A 13606-nucleotide genomic window follows, 5' to 3' on the forward strand; every position below is an offset into this window, starting at 1 on the left:
GGTCAGGGTGCTCGGTTCGACGGTCATATTGCTCTCCTGTGGACGGGACTCTGGTGATGTTCCCATTTTAGGGCATTTCTGTCCGCTTTATTCGATACCGATCTATGTCAGCAACGCTCTCCACTCATCGAATCCGGCGAACCACCCTCACAGGCAGCCCTGGACCTTGGCATGTCCCGCACTACGCTCTACCGGCGCATCAACGACATCCAACCGTGACACGGATTGTGCCATAGTCCGTCCGCTGTCTCCCTCTTCCAGATTCGCAGGCTAGCAGCAGCTGTCGTCCTCGATGACGCGTTCCCCGGTAAGTGCGCTGACCGGGACCGCGCAACTCTCACCCTTCCACGCTTCGAGGCCTTCACGAATAGCGAAGGCCGCAATCACGAGAGCGGCTACGGAGTCAGCCCACGCCCAACCCAGCAGCGAATTGAGCACCAGGCCCATCAAGAGAGCGGCGGAGAGGTAGCTGCAGATAAGGGTCTGTCTCGAATCGGCGATCGCCGACGCGGACCCCAGTTCGCGGCCGGTTCGACGTTCGAACCAACTCAGGAAGGGCATGACGGCGAGACTGACAGCGGCGAGGACGATGCCCACCGGGCTTTGCGCGGCTTCCCGAAGCCCGAAGATGGACAAGCCGGCCTCGATGATGACATAGGCCGCCAGGGCAAAGAATGCGTACGCGATCACGCGCAGGGCGACCTTTTCCCGTTTCTCAGGATCCGGAGCGGAGAACTGCCAGGCGATCGCCACCGCGGACAGCACTTCCACAATCGAGTCGAGCCCGAAGCCGATGAGTGCGGCAGAGGACGCCACGTTCCCTGCAGCGATAGCGATGACCGCCTCTAGGACGTTGTAGGTGATCGTTATGCCGACGATGATTCGAATGCGACGCTGGAGGACCAGTTTCCGCACAGAATCTAGGACGGCGCCTGAACCATTCGTCGGGGCGGTCACACGGGCGTCCCACAGCAGAGCGGCTGGTCACAGTTCTCGTCTACGCAGGCCGTGCCATCATCGACCGCGAGGACAACGTCGAACAGAGACTGAAGCGCCCGGGTCAGGTGCCTGTCGGCGATCTCATACCGGGTCTGTCGCCCTTCGGGCACGGCGACAACAAGGCCGCAGCCGCGAAGACAACTGAGATGGTTCGAAACGTTCGAGCGGGTGAGTTCCAATTCTCGGGCGAGCTTCGCCGGGTAACCAGGTTCCTCGAGCAGGCTCAACAGGATTTTGGATCGGGTCGGATCGGCCATCGCGCGCCCGATCCGGTTCATCACGCCCAGACGCGAGGAAATAGTCAGCATCTAGTGACTATACAGTCCAGGATGACCATTAGCGATTGTGCCCACAAAGCAACGGCGGAGACAACTATGACAGAGCACGACCACGCCCCTCAGAATCAGTGGAACCACCTGGCTGCGAGGCTCATGACCACATCACATGGCCTCCCGTCTACGCTTGTTGAAAATTTGGCCGTGCGAACCTGTCGGCGCTACTGGCCTACTTTTCGAAGAGCGCTGGCAAGACCCACGCCACCTGACACGCACCGACTCAACAACTACGGCAAATCTCCTCATCGGACAGACGAATTTCACCAGCCGACGACGCGTTCCTAGCGAATAAGTGTTGAATAAAAGTGCGCGGCACCAAGTGCCACAAGCCAGAGCTAAGGAAACGTGCAGATCAGCGCGCATTCTCGAGACCAGGCCTCACTTGAACCCATGACCGTTCGCAGCAATCGGCTCGTCACCGACAAAACAGAAGAATATAAGTGCTGGTCACGCTGTTGTTCTGCTCCACCCGCGCGACGCTGACCCGAGTCCTCATGACTATTCACTCAAATCTCATGAGAAATGACCAAACTAAAATTCCTGATCAGAAAAGACTTTTCAGTAGGGCGACCGGGACTTGAACCCGGGACCGACGGATTTGGCCCGAAGGATTTTCCTCCACTCGACCAACCTCGACCGACCTCGACATAACTCGAACTGACCGGGAATTCCTTGTTCTGCTTGCTTCCATTTTCATCGACACGTCTCGACCTGTCCAGAGCGACCTCGAGTCAATAAGCGTTGAATAAACGTTCACGCATCAAGTCGCAGATTCGACCTGCACGGTGACGCCCTCATCTGGATTCCGCATTGCCGTTGGTCCCGTCGCGAGACCGACGCTCAGGTCTTGGCATAGTACGTACGAATGATCTTCCTGATCAAACGAGCGACGACGACCTTAGGGCCACATTGCGGCACAATGTATCCGCATGTGTGCCGCTGGCTAAGTCGCCGCTGACGCGTAAACGCCGCGATTGTGGCAAAGGGCTTCGGCCGGGAAGGGCCGAAGCACGGATTCCCTCTCCGTCGGCTCCATCGTCCAGCCGGCCGCTTAGCAGCACCTCTTGGTTCAGTGCCGCCGGATTGAGTACCGGTGCTCCGGTCTGCCTGTCTGACCGTATCGCAGTTGGAGTTTTACGGCCCCGATGTGCTCGAGCTGGGTGAGATAGCGTTGCGCCGTGGCTCGGCTGATCCCGACCTGAGCGGCGATGTCGGATGCCGATAGGCCGGCACTTCCGCTGCCGATCGATTTATACACGAGTTGCAGGGTCGGAGCGAGGTGCTCGATGTCGGGCACATCGCGGTCTGAGGGTATGGGTCGTAGCAGTTCAAAAAAGCCATCGACTTCCTCCTGTCCGGCGTCGGCCGGCCAGTCGGTTAGTTGGGCGTGGGCCGTTCTGACTGCGCTCAGACGTTCTGCCAGAGCAGCGAAGCCGAACGGCTTCACCAGGTAGTGCACGACCCCAAGCCGTACGGCGGTGCGGACCGCAGCGATATCTGCGGCGGCGGAGATGATCAGCACCATCGGAGGTCGGGGATTGTCGAGCAGGATACGTGCGACCTCCAATCCATCACCGTCGGGCAAGTGGATGTCCAGCAGGACGAGGTCGGGCTGAAGTCGTTGCGCCATCTCGATGGCGTCCGCGGCGGTGTGTGCCTTTCCGACCACCAGGAATCCCGGAACCATTTCGACGAAACCTTCGTGCACCGACGCGACTCGGAAATCATCGTCGACGACGAGGGTGGTCAGCGCACTGTCGCTCATACGGTCACTGTCCTTCTCTCGCTTTCGGACGTCGACCGGGGCAGCACGATCACAAACGTTGCCCCTGGCCCCTCTGAAACAGTGATACTGCCACCGAATCGGGCCACAGTGCGCTGCACGAGCGAGAGGCCGAGGCCACTGTGCCCCGCAGTCGATCCGCGCTTGGTGGTGAAGCCGTTTCGGAACACCAGCGGGAGCATCGCGGCCGGCACGCCCGGCCCGGTGTCGACGACTGTCACCCGGAAGTCGTCCTCAGTTTCCAGGATACCGACCTGGATACGACGCGGCGCGGGTGTTCCGGCGACTGCGTCGAAGGCATTGTCGATCAAGTTGCCGAGTATCGTCGTGAGCGCCTGGACGCGGTCTGGTGCAGCGCTGACGGATGTCTCCGGATCAAGCGACAGCTGGATACCTCGCTCGTTCGCTTCCGCTGTTTTGCCGAGCATGAGTCCGACGATCTGCGGAGAGGCGATGTGGGTGCGCAGCGTCTGATCGAGGTCAGCCGCTGTGCCGCGGATTTCATGGACGTACTCGAGGGCTTCCTCGGTTCGTCCGAGCTCGAGCAGACCTGCGATTGCGTGCATCCGATTGCTGAACTCGTGCTGCTGGGCGCGCATGGACTCGGTCAGGCTGCGTTCGCCGACCAGCTCCCGGCTCAAGGCCTGCGCGACGGTGTGATCCTGCAAAGTCACCACGACGCCGTGCGGACGGCCCGAGAGGGTGACGGGCATTCGGTTCAAGACGATCCAGAAGTCCTCGGTGATCATGATCTGATCGGAGACGACGCTCGTGCCCGTGAGCGCGTCGCGTACCGGGCCGGGCGGTAGTACATCGTCCACGCGGTGTCCGACGACATTCCCGGCAAGGTGCAAGAGCCGCTGAGCCTCGTCGTTGTTGATACTGATCCGCCCGGCAGGGTCGATCGCGATAATGCCTTCACGGATTCCGTGAAGAGTCGCCTCTCTTTCCTGCAGTAGTCGCGCGATCTCGTCGAGCTCGAGCCCGAACGTGCGCTTCTTGAGAAGTGTCGACAGCCCGAACGAGGCCAGCCCGCCCAAGAGCAACATCACGAGAAACCAGAGGCCATAAGAAGGCAGCTGGGTCAGAAGCGCGCTGGAGACCGAGTCCTCCTTGATGCCCACCGAAATCTCACCGATGAAGGCGCGATCCGAGGAGTACAACGGGACGATCGCGTTGGCGGTGATCCCCGTCGAACCATTGTTGACTCGCAAGTGAACCTGCCCGTCAGCGGCGATCAGTGGTTCGGACACCGATTTTCCGATGAGTGCGACGTCGGGGTGCGAGACCCGTAGGGAGTCCCTGTCGATCACCACAACGAAGGCGGACCCGGTTTCCTGTGCGGTCACCATAGCGAGTTGCTGCACGTGCGCGTCACATAACGCATTCCGCGCGGCGAGACAGCTCTGTACCGAGGCATTCTGTGCAAAGGTCTGTGCGATTGCTGCTGCCTGCGTCTGGTACTCGTCGTCGAGGTGGCCGCGTGCCGTGGTGGCGAACAGCAAGAATCCGATCGCCGTGGAGGCAGTCAGGATCACCAGATGTGCCAGGAACATCTGGGTTGAGAGTTTTCTGATCCGCCTTCGCATCAGTTGATTGTTGCATTACAACGCGTGAGCGAAATGCGCAGAATCACCTTCTTATGCGCACAACCAGCGCATGGCGCAAAAGCGAGACAGTTGAGCAGCTTGCTGGCACCGTCATTACGCACAGGCAACGACGCAGTGCAACGACAGAGAGGTCACAAGCATGGGTGACACTGACAAGACCCCGAACCGCACGCCCGTAGGACCCGGGGTGGCCGACGATCCAGCGCGAATAGACATCGTCGGTTTGACGAAGAGATTCCTCACGCCGAAAGGCGAACCTTTCACGGCGATCCAGGATGTGTCCCTCACAGTCGAGGCCGGACAGTTCTGCGCCATCGTCGGACCGACCGGGTGCGGAAAGTCGACGACGCTCGCGCAGGTCTCGGGATTGGAAAGGCCCAGCGGCGGCTCCGTACAGGTCGGCGGACGAATCGTCGACGGCATCACGAACGGCGTCAGCTACATGTTCCAGGGAGACGCGCTCTTCCCCTGGAAGACGGTCCTGCAGAACGTGATGATCGGTCCGGCACTTCTTGGCACGTCGAAGAAGAAGTCGATGGCCCTCGCCATCGATTGGTTGCGCCGAGTGGGACTCACCGGTTTCGAGGACCGCTACCCCCACCAGCTTTCCGGAGGCATGCGCAAGCGCGTCGCGATGGCCGCGGCGCTCATCAACAACCCGCGCATCCTGCTGATGGACGAGCCCTTCGGCGCACTGGACGTGCAGACCAAGGCAATCATGCAAACGGAACTCCTCGGGCTATGGGAGGAACTGCGCCCCTCGGTCCTGTTCATCACACACGACCTCGACGAAGCCGTCGCGCTGTCTGACCGCGTGATCATCATGACCTCCAGCCCCGGCACGATCAAAGACGTCTTCGACATCGACCTGCCGCGTCCGCGCGGAGACGTCCAGACGCTGCGACACGAGGCGCGATTCATCGAGTTGCAGACCCAGATCTGGGACTCTCTCCGGGACGAAGTCACACGCGCCTATCAGCGCTCCGCGGGGGTGGCCGCATGAGCGCCCTGGTCCAGCACAAGGCAACGATCACGTCGGAGGCCGAGCCCCGCGTCGGATCAGCGACACAGCAGTCCGAGGTGGAGCTGCAGGCATCGGCGCGCCGGGCCCGCACCCGAAATACGTTGTGGGTCTGGGCCGGCCGGCTGATCCTCGCGATCTTCGTGTTCGGCGGCTGGCAACTCTTCACCGACCTCAAATGGGTCGACCCGTTCTTCTACGGACAACCCAGCATGGTCTGGGACTCCCTGGTGAGCCTCTTCACCAAGGGCACCGCCTTCGGATCGATCTGGGACCAGCTCTGGGTCACCGTGCAGGAAGCCCTGTTCGGGTTCCTGTTCGGAACGATCGCCGGAGTCATCAGCGGAATCCTGCTCGGTTCGAACCGGTACCTGTCTAACGTGTTCAGCCCGTACATCAAGGTCCTCAACTCGATCCCCCGCATCGTCCTCGGTTCGATCTTCATCGTCGCGTTCGGCCTGGGAATCGGCCCAAAAATCCTGCTGGCCGCCGTCCTCGTGTTCTTCGCAGTCTTCTTCAACGCCTACCAGGGCGTGCGAGAGGTGGACCAGAACCTGATCGCAAACGTCCGCGTCCTCGGTGCATCGCCGTTGCAGATCGCCCGTCACGTCACCATCCCATCAGCCATGACCTGGATCATCGCGAGCCTGCACACCGCGTTCGGCTTCGCCATCATTGGGGCACTGGTCGCGGAGGTCCTCGGAGCCCAAAAGGGTATCGGCCTCATCATCAGCCAATCCCAGGGCCGATTCGACCCGAACACGGTGTTCGCGTGCATGGCGATCATTGCAGTCTTCACCCTCGGTGCGGAATACCTCATCACGTTGTTGGAAAGGTCCGTCCTCAGGTGGCGGCCGCCCGTCCGGTCCGAATCCCAGCCGATCTGACCCGAAACAGCTCACCTATCCGGGCACGACCGAGGCGGTTGTCTCTCCTCGGTCGCAGCCTCTCCAGACCCGTCGCGCGCTTCCGCGCGCGACGACACCGAAAGGAAACGGACACACCATGAAAAAGCACAGCATCGTCGCTGTTGCCTCCGCAATAGCAGCATTGTCGCTGGTACTCGCGGGCTGCAGTGGCACAGCAACCCCCAACACAACAGCATCCGACGGATCAGCACTGCCAACGGTCTCCATGATGGTCGGTGGAATCGACAAGCAGATCTACCTGCCGTATCAACTTGCTGAGAGCCTCGGGTTCTACAAGAAGTACGGCGTCAACATGCAGCTGTCGACCGAGCAGAACGGCGGCGTCGGCGCGGAGGAGGCCATGATCTCCGGCCAGGTCAACTTCTCCGGCGCCTGGTACGTTCATGCCCCCGATTTCCAATCCAAGGGCAAGAACGTCATCAACCTGGTGCAACTCTCCGGCGCCCCCGGCGAACGGATCATGTGCAGCCCGACGGCAAACGTCAAGACGCCCGCCGACATCCGCGGAAAGAAGATGGGCGTCACCGACCTCGGTTCCGGAACAGACCAGCTCACACAATTCGTCGCGTCGAAGGGCGGAGTGTCACCCAGCGACTACACGACGATCGCGGTGCACGCAGGTGCAACTGCGATCGCGGCCTTGCAGCGCGGCGAAGCCGACTGCGTCATGACAACCCAACCCACGGTTGCCGCTCTCGAAGCAAAGGGCATCGCCGTCTCAGCGCTCGACCTGGCAACCACGGAGGGCGCGCAGCAGAACCTCGGCGGAGCGTGGCCCGCCGCAGGGCTCCTCGCGCAGGCAGACTGGGTGGACAAGAACCAGGACACCGTGCAGAAGGTCGTCACCGCGCTCGTCGCGACGATGGACTGGATCCACACGCACACCGCACAGGACGTCGCGGACGCGCTGCCCCCGGACTTCGTGCAGAACAGCACCGTGTCCAAGGACCAGTACGTCGCTGCATTGAAGGCCGACTACGGGCAGTTCCTGCCGGACGGCCTCATGCCGGCAGGCGGTCCGAAGACGATATTCCAGATGGAGAACGCCATCGGAACCGATGTCAGCAAGGTGACCTACCCGTCGACCTTCACCCAACAGTACGCACAAGCCGCACTCAAGCAGCTCGGCATCACCCCGACCACCACGGCAGCCGACACAGCGACCGGCTAAATCGATCCGACGCGAGGGGACTGTGCGGCAACCGCACGGGCCCCTCACGTCTGCCTACTCCCGAATCCTCCCCGTTCCGTCGTAGGCTCCTGAGGACTTGAGCTCTCGACAGTGACTCTTGTGACCTCCCACCCGCCGGTATTTGGTCGCGCTTCAGAGGTGCCTTTATGCGCTGGGAAGTGTGGCGAGGAAGGCTTGCAGTGCTTTTTGCTCTTTTGCCGGGTCCGGAGCTGAGGCTCGGACCGAGGCGAGGACCGGGTCGATCTGGTGATCGAGAAATGACCAGGCCTTGCAGTCGGCGGCGTTCAACTCGGTTTGGTTATCGTCCCAGGCCGTCTCGAGGTCTGTGACGCGTGTCGCAGCTCCGGTCTGATCTCCCGTCTTGACGAGTGCGAGGGTGTCGGAGGCGATGGACCGAAAATCCGCGACGTTATCCGCGGGAAAGCTTGTCTGCACAGCCGTTTGCGCCTCGGATTGGGTCAGCGCTGCGGAGCCGGTCGTGCACGTCGGTTTTGCCGTTTCATCGGCGAGTGCGCTGGTGTGGGGCATGCTGCTTGTGACCACGAGCAACCCGATCGTTGCGGCTGCGACGGCCCCCATGGCAATGAGCGTTGTTCGGCGCCTCTCAGGTGTCGCGACTGGTTGGGTCCTGCTCGATGGGTTGTCGTCATTGTCGGCTTTGCTGACTGTGAGATACACGACTGTCGCGAGAATGGCTGCAAGGAAGATGATGCTCGTAGTTGCGGTTCCGAGCCCAAGGCCGCCTTCGGCTGGTGTCAGTGCGAGCCAGTCTCCGATGTTGGCGCCGAGCGGACGGGTGAGGATGTACGCAACCCAGAACGCCAGTACCGGGTTTGCTCCGAAACGCCAGAGCCCGGCGGTGATGGCGATGAGCGCAAGAGGCAGCAGAATCGAGAGGCCAGGACCCCACCCGGTGAGCTCCAGGGTCCAGTCCCCCAGTGCCGTGCCGAGCGCGAACGTGACCAGAACGGTGAGCCAATAGAACGCTTCCCTGGGCACCGTGGCGATGCTGTGAATGGAGAGCGTGCGCTCTTTTACGAACCATACGGTGAAGACGACCGCGAGCGCGGCGGCGAACACGACGGAGCTGATCGCCAGTGGTATGCCAGCCTGGTCAGTGAGGATATCCGTGTACAGGGTCCCTGTGACGCTCATCAAGACGACGGTCAGCCAGTAGTAGCTGGGTTGGTAGCGACGGCGGGTCATTTGAACCGCGAGCACTGCCGCCGTGGCGATCGTGAAGATGATCGATGTTGCGACGAGACCCACGCCGAGGGCGACGTTGATCCAGTCGGCAAAACTCTCTCCCACTGTCGTGCATAGGATCTTGATTATCCAAAACCAGATCGTGATCGCGGGGACTTTGCTGAGCATGTGCCGCGCGCTGATCGCTGACGTTTGGGGAGATGAGGTCATGTCAGGGATGCTCGCAGGGGGCGTGAAACCAAGTCTGAGCGAACGCTGTTTTCACTGAATTTCCACACAGACCAAGTGCCGGGAGGTCTGGTGTGATTGACGGGAATACGGTCAAGCGATGACTGCCCGATGTCAGTTGAAGCTTGATTTGCGGGCAGCATTGCGCGGTGACCGTCCTCCCGACCGATTGTCAGGATTGCGGTGCGAGAGGGCAGTTTTCTCGGAATCGGGTCCTACCGAGGGGTCGTTTTGGGCTCCTCCGGGGGATGGCTCAGCGCAGGCGTCGAGTGCTCGTCACGGGCGCGTGACGGGCAGGGTGAAGGCGATCGCCGTTCCTGTCGGTGAGCTGCTCACGACGCCCACCGTTCCGCCTTTCCTGACGACGATGTCCCGCACGAGCGATAGCCCGATGCCGAAGCCTGTGCCGCTGCTCCCACCGTCGGCCGCACTGCCCGCGTGTGCGAAACGGTCGAAGATCCGGCTGGGGTCGATGCCCCGAATGCCGGGGCCGCGATCCCGCACGGCTATGGTCACCGTCTTCCTCTCGACACTCACGTCCACGGTCACCGATGAGCCTTCCGGTGCGTACCGGATTGCGTTGTCGAGGAGGATAACCAGGCAGCGCTGGACGTTCATCTGAGACAGCGACGTCCAGATGCCCGCCGGCTGGGTGACGTCGATCTTCACCGACGCCCGGGCTGCGATGAGATCCATGGACGCTACGGCCGCATCGATGGCCGGCCCGAGTTCGCTGCCGTCGCCAGCCTGCCCGTCCTGGCCAGCGGCCCCCTCCGCCGACTCCAGCAGATCGTTGACGACTCGGATGAGCGTTTCGGTATCCCGGCGCAGCTCTGCGACGACCTCGGTCGACGGATCCCCGACGGGGAGTCCGCGTTGCAGGATCTGGAGTCGCGCGTCGAGGATAGTCAGCGGAGTGCGGAGCTCGTGGCTGGCATCCGCGACGAATGAACGCTGGACGCGGAGCGCGTCGCCCAAGGGCTTGACCGCTCGGCGCGTGACGAACCAACTCAGCAGCCCCGCGAGAACGATCAACCCGGCCCCCAATACCGCCGACGCGCGGAGCAGCTTGAAGGCGTTGATGTCGAGGATCGTGGGATCCGCCGCGGGTTCCAGGAGCACCGGGAGTGAAACCTCGCTGACGATGAACAGGACGATAGCGACAAGAATGACGACGACGACGATGGCACAGGCGATGGTGACCTGGAAGCCGACCTTTCTGGAGGCGTTCCGGAGGGCCAGCGCGTCGCCGTCGACCGATTTCTTCTCGCTGGTGGCGCGCTTCACAGCTCCCCCAGCCGGTAGCCCTGACCGCGCACGGTGATCACCGCACCGACGTCGGTCTTGCGTCTGAGGTAGTGCACGTAGGTGTCCACTGTGCCGGGGAGGTCCTCGTCGCTGAAGACCGCCTTGAGGATCTGGTTCCTGGTGAAGGTGCGCTCGGGGTTGTCGGCCAGGAGCTTGAGCAGGTCACTCTCGCGTTCTGTCAGCATGATGCGCCCGTCGTAGGGCGAGTGAATGATCCGGCTCTCGGGGTAGAACGCCCATTCGCCGATAACAATCATTGTTCCTTCGCCGGTGAAGACGCGGCGGATCGCTCGAAGGCGGGCGAAGAGCTCGTCGAATTCGAACGGTTTGACGAGGTAGTCGTTCGCCCCGACGTCCAGGCCGTCGACCTTGTCGCGGACGGTCCCGAGGGCGGTCACGAGGAGGATCGGGGCCGTGACGCGTTTCGCGCGCAACGCCGCGACCAGACCCAGCCCGTCCAAGGACGGAAGTCTGCGGTCGATGATCATCACGTCGAACTCCTCGGCCAGGGCGGTCTCGAGTCCCTCCCGGCCGTCGGCGACCAAGGTCACGGCATAGGCTTCGGCGAGGACCTGCGCCATCAGCGGGCCAAGCTGTGGATCGTCCTCGACCAGAAGCAAAGCCGGAAACGGATCGTGTACTGGCATTGGAACCCTCTCTGTCGTGCACGGCACGAACCCCGGGCCCACACGTTGGTGACAAGCGTAACCGCGGAAACGGAGCGGGCGAGAATGCTCGCATCGGCGGCGTCGAGCGATTCTTAGAGAGTTCTTGGATCGCCCTTGCCACGATGATTCCATGACCCAAACCGGAATCGCGCACCCGACGATCGCCGCCAGCGTGCGCGGAATCACCAAAACCTACGGCACCGGTGACACCCAGGCGATAGCCCTGGATGGCATCGACCTGGACATCCACCGGGGCACGCTCACCGCGATCATGGGCCCGAGTGGCTCAGGCAAGTCGACGCTCATGCACGTGTTCGCAGGCTTGGACTCGGCAACGACCGGGCGGGTGATGATCGGGGACACCGATATCACCGATCTTGACGATGACGCGCTGACGCTTCTGCGCCGTCGGAAGCTGGGATTCGTCTTCCAAGCGTTCAATCTCGTTCCGACCCTGTCCGTGCTCGGGAACGTCGAGTTGCCCTTCGAGCTCGACGGCAGGAAGCCCGGGGCGGGCGAGCGAGCGTGGATCAACGAGTTGCTCGGACGCCTCGGCCTCAGCGGGCTCGAGAATCGCCGGCCACACGAATTGTCGGGCGGTCAGCAGCAGCGGGTGGCCATCGCACGCGCACTCGCCAGCAAGCCGACGTTGATCTTCGCGGACGAGCCCACGGGCAACTTGGACTCCAAATCGAGCCGCGATGTTCTGTCCCTGCTCGGGGTTCTCACCCGCGAGTATGACCAGACCGTCGTGCTCGTCACCCACGACCCGGTCGCGGCGTCCTACGCCGACCGGGTCCTCTTTATCGCGGACGGCGCGATCGTGCACGATGTCGGCCGCAGCGACCCCAAGGCGCTCTCGGACATTATCTTGATGCTCGAGGTCGCCGCGTGATCGCACTGGCGCTACGAGAACTCCGCCACCGAGGACGCCAACACACCTCCAGCGTTCTCGTCGCCATCCTTTCCTCCGTGTTCGCGACGATGCTGATCGAGATGGACGCCGTCCTGAGCGTGCAATCCGTGGCCAGCGGGTTCACCCAGCATGGCTTCGTGCGCGCGCTGCTCGACATCCTCGGACTGCTGTTTTTCTTCGTCGCCGTTTTCGTCTCGTGCGTCGTGACCGCCAACACGTTCAGCATCATTATGGCCGGACGCGCAAAGCACATCGCACTCCTGAGATTGCTCGGAGCGTCCGCCCGCACACTTCGCGGGGCCATCGTCATCGAAGGCATCGTGATTGGATTCCTCGGAGCCCTGGCGGGCCTGGTCATCGGCCTCGTTGTCACCAGCGTGAGCTACTCCGCCCTGATCGCATCCGGGACGTTCGTGGACACTCCGATCGCCGTCTTCTCCCCGCTCCTGGTGGCCCCGGTCATCGTCGGGGTCGCGAGCACGGCGGGAGCCGCCTGGTTTGGTTCTCGTGCCCTGCTCGCCGTGTCCCCGATCGAGGCCACCGGCGCGACCCAGGAACCCAAACCGGAATCCCTCGCCGACACGCCCCGGTGGCGCCGCACCCTGGTGATCGTCCTGTTTGCGGGAGGTCTGGGACTGCTCCTGCTCGGGGTCGTCATCGGGCTCCTCACGCCCCTGGGCCTCCTCGTTGCCACCCCCGGAGGCGCGCTCAGTTTCCTGGGCTTCGTTCTCGGCTCGGGCTACTTCATCCCCCGCTTCCTGATGACCGCAGGACGCCTCACAGGCTCGTCGACGCCGAGTACCCTCGCGACGGCCAACGCCCTCCGATACCCCGCCCGTTCATCCCGGTCGACCGTCGGACTCGTCATCGGCGTCACCCTGGTGACGATGTTCACGGTCGCCGGCCAGTCGTTCCTCGCGCAGACCGGCCCGGTCGCGGCCGCGGCAGACCCGGCAGAAGCGGCAGGAGACGCCGCCTTCCTGACCTTGACCACCGGGATCCTTGCCGTCCTCATCGGATTTTCCCTAGTGATAGCCGCGATCGGACTGGTCAACAGCCTGTCCCTGAGCGTGCTGCAGCGCCGACGTGAGATCGGGCTCCTGCGCGCGCTCGGCTTCACGAAAAGCCAAGTACGGTTCATGATCCTGGCCGAAAGCATCCAGCTCACCGTGGTCGGCGGAGTCACCGGCCTCGTCCTCGGAGTCGTCTACGGTTGGGCCGGCGCCCTCGCCGCGATCGCGTCAGACCACCACATCGGCGGGTTCTTCTGGCCCACGATTCCCCTCTGGGTCATCGGTGCCATCGCGGCAGGCGCCGTCCTGCTCGCCGTCGTTTCCTCCGCGGTGCCCGCCCGTTCGGCCATCAACGTGTCGCCCGTTCGCGCGCTCGCGATCGACTGAGCATGGGACAC

General features: G+C 62.6%; 13 protein-coding genes. 6 read left to right on the forward strand and 7 right to left on the reverse strand.

The features are described 5' to 3' along the window. Positions 1-126 precede the first annotated feature (126 nt). Positions 127-219 carry a helix-turn-helix domain-containing protein gene (locus MQH31_RS21015; RefSeq protein ID WP_372488196.1) on the forward strand — a complete coding sequence of 31 codons (93 nt, stop codon included), beginning with the start codon at positions 127-129 and terminating at the stop codon, positions 217-219. A gap of 51 nt (positions 220-270) precedes the next feature. Here MQH31_RS21015 and MQH31_RS19740 read toward each other — a convergent pair whose 3' ends face one another. The 4 genes from MQH31_RS19740 to MQH31_RS19755 all read right to left on the reverse strand — a co-directional run bounded on the left by MQH31_RS19740 (position 271) and on the right by MQH31_RS19755 (position 4673). After that, positions 271-957, reverse strand: a complete 687-nt coding sequence (locus tag MQH31_RS19740) for a cation efflux transmembrane domain-containing protein (protein ID WP_243013476.1) — start codon at positions 955-957, stop codon at positions 271-273. Then, positions 954-1307 (reverse strand): Cd(II)/Pb(II)-sensing metalloregulatory transcriptional regulator CmtR, encoded by a 354-nt coding sequence (cmtR, locus tag MQH31_RS19745; protein ID WP_134533655.1) that lies wholly within the window; start codon positions 1305-1307, stop codon positions 954-956. Before cmtR ends, MQH31_RS19740 begins: the two co-directional genes overlap by 4 nt. A 1096-nt stretch (positions 1308-2403) precedes the next feature. After that, entirely contained in the window at positions 2404-3099 is a 696-nt protein-coding gene (locus MQH31_RS19750) for a response regulator (RefSeq protein ID WP_243013477.1), read from the reverse strand. Further along, positions 3096-4673 (reverse strand): sensor histidine kinase, encoded by a 1578-nt coding sequence (locus MQH31_RS19755; protein ID WP_243013478.1) that lies wholly within the window; start codon positions 4671-4673, stop codon positions 3096-3098. Before MQH31_RS19755 ends, MQH31_RS19750 begins: the two co-directional genes overlap by 4 nt. Before the next feature lie 193 nt (positions 4674-4866). Between MQH31_RS19755 and MQH31_RS19760 the strand changes: the two genes are divergently transcribed. The 3 genes from MQH31_RS19760 (at position 4867) to MQH31_RS19770 (ending at position 7848) form a co-directional block, all read left to right on the forward strand. After that, positions 4867-5730: an ABC transporter ATP-binding protein gene (locus tag MQH31_RS19760; RefSeq protein WP_243013479.1), complete on the forward strand. Its 864-nt coding sequence runs from the start codon at positions 4867-4869 to the stop codon at positions 5728-5730. Next, on the forward strand, positions 5727-6635 hold the full coding sequence (locus tag MQH31_RS19765) for an ABC transporter permease (RefSeq protein WP_243013480.1): 909 nt from the start codon (positions 5727-5729) through the stop codon (positions 6633-6635). The genes MQH31_RS19760 and MQH31_RS19765 overlap by 4 nt, the downstream gene beginning before the upstream one ends. A 247-nt stretch (positions 6636-6882) precedes the next feature. Further along, on the forward strand, positions 6883-7848 hold the full coding sequence (locus MQH31_RS19770; RefSeq protein WP_243013481.1) for an ABC transporter substrate-binding protein: 966 nt from the start codon (positions 6883-6885) through the stop codon (positions 7846-7848). Positions 7849-8013: 165 nt separating this feature from the next. Here the strand turns inward: MQH31_RS19770 and MQH31_RS19775 are convergent, their stop codons facing one another. The 3 genes from MQH31_RS19775 to MQH31_RS19785 all read right to left on the reverse strand — a co-directional run bounded on the left by MQH31_RS19775 (position 8014) and on the right by MQH31_RS19785 (position 11258). Next, positions 8014-9285 carry a COG4705 family protein gene (locus MQH31_RS19775; protein WP_243013482.1) on the reverse strand — a complete coding sequence of 424 codons (1272 nt, stop codon included), beginning with the start codon at positions 9283-9285 and terminating at the stop codon, positions 8014-8016. A 294-nt stretch (positions 9286-9579) separates the two neighbouring features. Then, positions 9580-10590, reverse strand: coding sequence for a sensor histidine kinase (locus MQH31_RS19780; protein ID WP_243013483.1), 1011 nt, complete (start codon positions 10588-10590; stop codon positions 9580-9582). Then, positions 10587-11258, reverse strand: coding sequence for a response regulator transcription factor (locus MQH31_RS19785; protein ID WP_243013484.1), 672 nt, complete (start codon positions 11256-11258; stop codon positions 10587-10589). The genes MQH31_RS19780 and MQH31_RS19785 overlap by 4 nt, the downstream gene beginning before the upstream one ends. 151 nt (positions 11259-11409) lie before the next feature. Between MQH31_RS19785 and MQH31_RS19790 the strand changes: the two genes are divergently transcribed. Together MQH31_RS19790 and MQH31_RS19795 are read left to right on the forward strand one after the other, a co-directional pair. Continuing rightward, positions 11410-12174, forward strand: a complete 765-nt coding sequence (locus MQH31_RS19790) for an ABC transporter ATP-binding protein (protein ID WP_243013485.1) — start codon at positions 11410-11412, stop codon at positions 12172-12174. A 77-nt stretch (positions 12175-12251) separates the two neighbouring features. After that, a complete protein-coding gene (locus tag MQH31_RS19795) occupies positions 12252-13595 on the forward strand; it encodes an ABC transporter permease (protein ID WP_243013486.1) in 1344 nt (447 codons plus the stop codon). Positions 13596-13606: the final 11 nt, after the last annotated feature.

It is taken from the genome of Cryobacterium zhongshanensis (assembly GCF_022760445.1).
In the GTDB taxonomy this organism is placed as follows: Bacteria; Actinomycetota; Actinomycetes; order Actinomycetales; family Microbacteriaceae; genus Cryobacterium; species Cryobacterium algoricola.

Excerpts from the sequence above, each read along its gene's own strand:
- MQH31_RS19755 (WP_243013478.1), bottom strand. The coding sequence starts at position 4,673 with ATGTTCCTGGCACATCTGGTGATCCTGACTGCCTCCACGGCGATCGGA.
- MQH31_RS19770 (WP_243013481.1), top strand. The coding sequence starts at position 6,883 with ATGATGGTCGGTGGAATCGACAAGCAGATCTACCTGCCGTATCAACTT.
- MQH31_RS19750 (WP_243013477.1), bottom strand. The coding sequence starts at position 3,099 with ATGAGCGACAGTGCGCTGACCACCCTCGTCGTCGACGATGATTTCCGA.
- MQH31_RS19775 (WP_243013482.1), bottom strand. The coding sequence starts at position 9,285 with ATGACCTCATCTCCCCAAACGTCAGCGATCAGCGCGCGGCACATGCTC.
- MQH31_RS19760 (WP_243013479.1), top strand. The coding sequence starts at position 4,867 with ATGGGTGACACTGACAAGACCCCGAACCGCACGCCCGTAGGACCCGGG.
- MQH31_RS19765 (WP_243013480.1), top strand. The coding sequence starts at position 5,727 with ATGAGCGCCCTGGTCCAGCACAAGGCAACGATCACGTCGGAGGCCGAG.
- MQH31_RS19790 (WP_243013485.1), top strand. The coding sequence starts at position 11,410 with ATGACCCAAACCGGAATCGCGCACCCGACGATCGCCGCCAGCGTGCGC.
- MQH31_RS19785 (WP_243013484.1), bottom strand. The coding sequence starts at position 11,258 with ATGCCAGTACACGATCCGTTTCCGGCTTTGCTTCTGGTCGAGGACGAT.
- cmtR (WP_134533655.1), bottom strand. The coding sequence starts at position 1,307 with ATGCTGACTATTTCCTCGCGTCTGGGCGTGATGAACCGGATCGGGCGC.